Source organism: Rhodococcus sp. NPDC057014, assembly GCF_042673295.1.
GTDB lineage: Bacteria > Actinomycetota > Actinomycetes > Mycobacteriales > Mycobacteriaceae > Rhodococcus_F.
In genome coordinates this window covers 1-2,942 of the sequence record NZ_JBHUSF010000553.1, presented here as the reverse complement: position 1 = coordinate 2,942, position 2,942 = coordinate 1, and the positions used below count along the sequence as shown (strand labels likewise).

Sequence of the window (2,942 nt, the reverse complement as noted above, 5' to 3'; positions counted from 1 at the left end):
CTTTCGCACCGCGCTGACCTGCACACTTCCCCTCAGGCAAGGATCAGCCGCTGCTTACTCAAGGGAATCCCTTGAGCAGCCATCGGAAATATCGGCTTCACCGATAGCGAACCGGCGCGGAACACTCGTCGGCATCCCGGACACGGATTCGCAACCGCGCAGCTCACGCGGGTCCGATCCGGGATCAGCTGCCATCAATCACCCCGACGACCTGGCTCGGGAGTGGACGGAGGAATGCAATGACGACTATCGGGCAGACATGTACTTCGACACCCCCCGGTGACGGCCACTTCCAACGCAAGATGTCGCTGCAGGCGGCGATGTTCATCGGCGTCGGTGGCCAGATCGGCTCCGGGTGGTTGTTCGCCGTCCTGGCCGCGGCCGGGATCGCCGGCCCCTCGGCAATCGTCTCGTGGCTCATCGGCGGCGCACTGACGATGGTGATCGCGCTGGCCTGGATGGAAGTGGGATCCACCATCCCGGTCAGCGGCGCCATCGCCCGCTACCCGTACCTGTCCAACGGCGGACTCGCCGGCTGGATTCTGGGCCTGTCGTACTGGCTGGCCAATGTCTCACTGCCCGCGATCGAGGCCGTGGCCGCGCTCACCTACCTCGGCGGCATCTTTCCCGATCTCGGCCTCCTTACCGTGCGCGACGGGGTCTCGATGCTCTCGTGGCCGCGGGGAATCCTGGCCGCGACGGCCCTGATGATCTTGTTCCTGGCGATCAACCTGTTCGGCGTCAAGCTGCTCAGTGAATGCAACCGCTGGGTCACCTGGTGGAAGATCATCATTCCCACCGCCACGTTCTTGCTGCTCTTCCTGACCTTCGACGGCTCCAACTTCACGTCCTACGGCTTCTTCGGCGACCCTGCCGGCGGCGGTGCCGGATCGATGTTCGAGGCAGTCGCGGTGTCCGGTATCGCCCTCGCGCTCATGGGTTTCCGTGGTGTCATAGACTTCGGCGGCGAGGTGCGCCGACCCGGCCGCAACATTCCCCTCGGAACCGTCGGGTGTGTCGTTGTCCCGCTCGCCATCTACCTGGGCTTGCAGATCGCGTTCCTCGGCGCGATCGACTGGGCCGATGCGGGTGTGCCCGCCGGGGATTGGGTCGCCCTCGCCGGAAGCTCGTGGGCCGACGGCCCGCTCGCCGCCGCACTCCACTCCTCCGGATATGCCCTGCTGGGCGCATTCGTCTCCGTGCTGCTTCTCGACGCGATCCTCTCCCCCGGCGCCGCCGGCTACATCTACCTCGGCAACGGCGCCCGTGTGGGTTACGGACTCGCCGTCAACCACTTCTTCCCCCGCATCATGGCGAAGGTGAACCGGCACGGCGTCCCCGCCGTCTCCGCGGTCGTCTCCTTCGTCGTCGGCTGCCTGTTCTTCCTACCCGCACCGAGTTGGTATCGGCTCGTCGGATTCATCAGTTCCGCGCTGATCCTGAGCACCATCGCAGCATCCGTCGCCCTGGTCGTCTTCCGACGGACCGCGCCGAACCTGCCTCGCCCGTTCCGGCTCCCGGCGCCCGGGCTTCTCGCACCCGCCGGCTTCGTCGCTGCCACCGTGATCATCTACTGGTGCGGTTTCATCACCCTCTTCAACCTGAGCACCATCCTGCTCGGTGGCATGGTGATCTACAGCGTCTGCTACTCCGCGCAGATGGGCTGGACCCGACTCGCACCGTCGGTAGCAGTGGCCGCCGTATTCGTGGTGGGCTGGGCTCTGGTCACCGCCACCAGCGGATACCTGCTCGCCCCCGCCGCCGTCGCCGCACCCCCGGCCGCCGCCCTTCTCACCCGGCTGCTTCTGATGGTCGCGCTCTGCACGGGCTTCCTGTTCGCGATGCACCGGATCAGCACCGAGGAAGGCCGACGGCACCTGACCGGCGGGCACTGGGTGGTCTTCCTCCTGCTCGGGCTGCTCATCGTCTCCGCCATCGGCGAGTACGGTCCCCTGGCCGCACCGTGGCTCGTCTTCCCCGCCGACACCCTGTCCGCGGTGGTCGTCGGACTGATCGCCTTCTACTGGGCAGTCAAAACCGGATTCCGGACTCCCGGGATCGACGAGCTCGATCCGCAACCGACCTCGGGCGACCATCCCGTCGCCTCCACCGGGCCGGGTCCGAGCCTGACCGCACCGTGAACTCGGTTCCTCCGCCCCCTTCCGTCACCACACACGAGACAGGCACAACCGCAATGACACAGACCGCAATCGTCACCGGCGCAGCAAGCGGCATGGGACACGCCACCGCTCAGCATCTGATCGACGAAGGCTGGAACGTCCTGGCCCTCGACCTGAAGGAGAGCGACCTCCGGACCGGATCCGGCAACCTCCGCGAACTCTCCGTGGACATCACCGACCGCGACGCCGTCGCCGACGCCATCGCGGAGGGTGTACCCGCAGGCGCGCACGTCGACCTGGTCGCCAATGTCGCCGGGATCTACCCCCCGAGCACCCTCGACACCTTCACCGAGGAACTCTATCGATTCACCTTCGACGTGAACGTTCTCGGAACCCTCAACGTCATCGCCGAATCCCGCACCCGCATGGAACACGGTGGCGCGATCGTCAACTTCGCCTCGGTCGACGCATTCACCGTCTCCCCGGGCCAACTCCTCTACGGCGCGTCCAAGGCCGCAATCGTCATGCTCACCAAGGAACTTGCACTCGAACTTGCACCCCACGGCATCCGCGTGAACGCGATCGCCCCCGGCTGGGTCGACACCCCCGGCAACAAGGCCACCGGTCGCATCGCCGAGGCCGCGCGGTCCATTCCGCTCGGACGCGTGGCCCAGCCCGACGAGATCGCCCACTGGGTGCTCACCCTCGGAACCCGGGCGTCGTCGTTCATGACCGGGGAAACCGTTGTGCTCTCCGGCGGCGATGTAATTCGCTGACGTCGAGCCCGGCGGAGACGTCCTGTTTCGTACGACTGCGCGAGGC

General features: G+C 66.6%; 2 protein-coding genes. Both read left to right on the top strand.

Features of this window, described 5'->3' with window-relative positions:
* The first annotated feature begins 239 nt into the window (after nt 1-239).
* Nucleotides 240-2,141, top strand: a complete 1,902-nt coding sequence (locus tag ACFTZB_RS44650; protein ID WP_378442286.1) for an APC family permease — start codon at nt 240-242, stop codon at nt 2,139-2,141.
* Nucleotides 2,142-2,194: 53 nt separating this feature from the next.
* Complete coding sequence (locus tag ACFTZB_RS44645) at nt 2,195-2,896, top strand: SDR family NAD(P)-dependent oxidoreductase (protein ID WP_378442284.1); 702 nt, start codon at nt 2,195-2,197, stop codon at nt 2,894-2,896.
* Nucleotides 2,897-2,942: the final 46 nt, after the last annotated feature.

Excerpts from the sequence above, each read along its gene's own strand:
- ACFTZB_RS44650 (WP_378442286.1), top strand. The coding sequence starts at position 240 with ATGACGACTATCGGGCAGACATGTACTTCGACACCCCCCGGTGACGGC.
- ACFTZB_RS44645 (WP_378442284.1), top strand. The coding sequence starts at position 2,195 with ATGACACAGACCGCAATCGTCACCGGCGCAGCAAGCGGCATGGGACAC.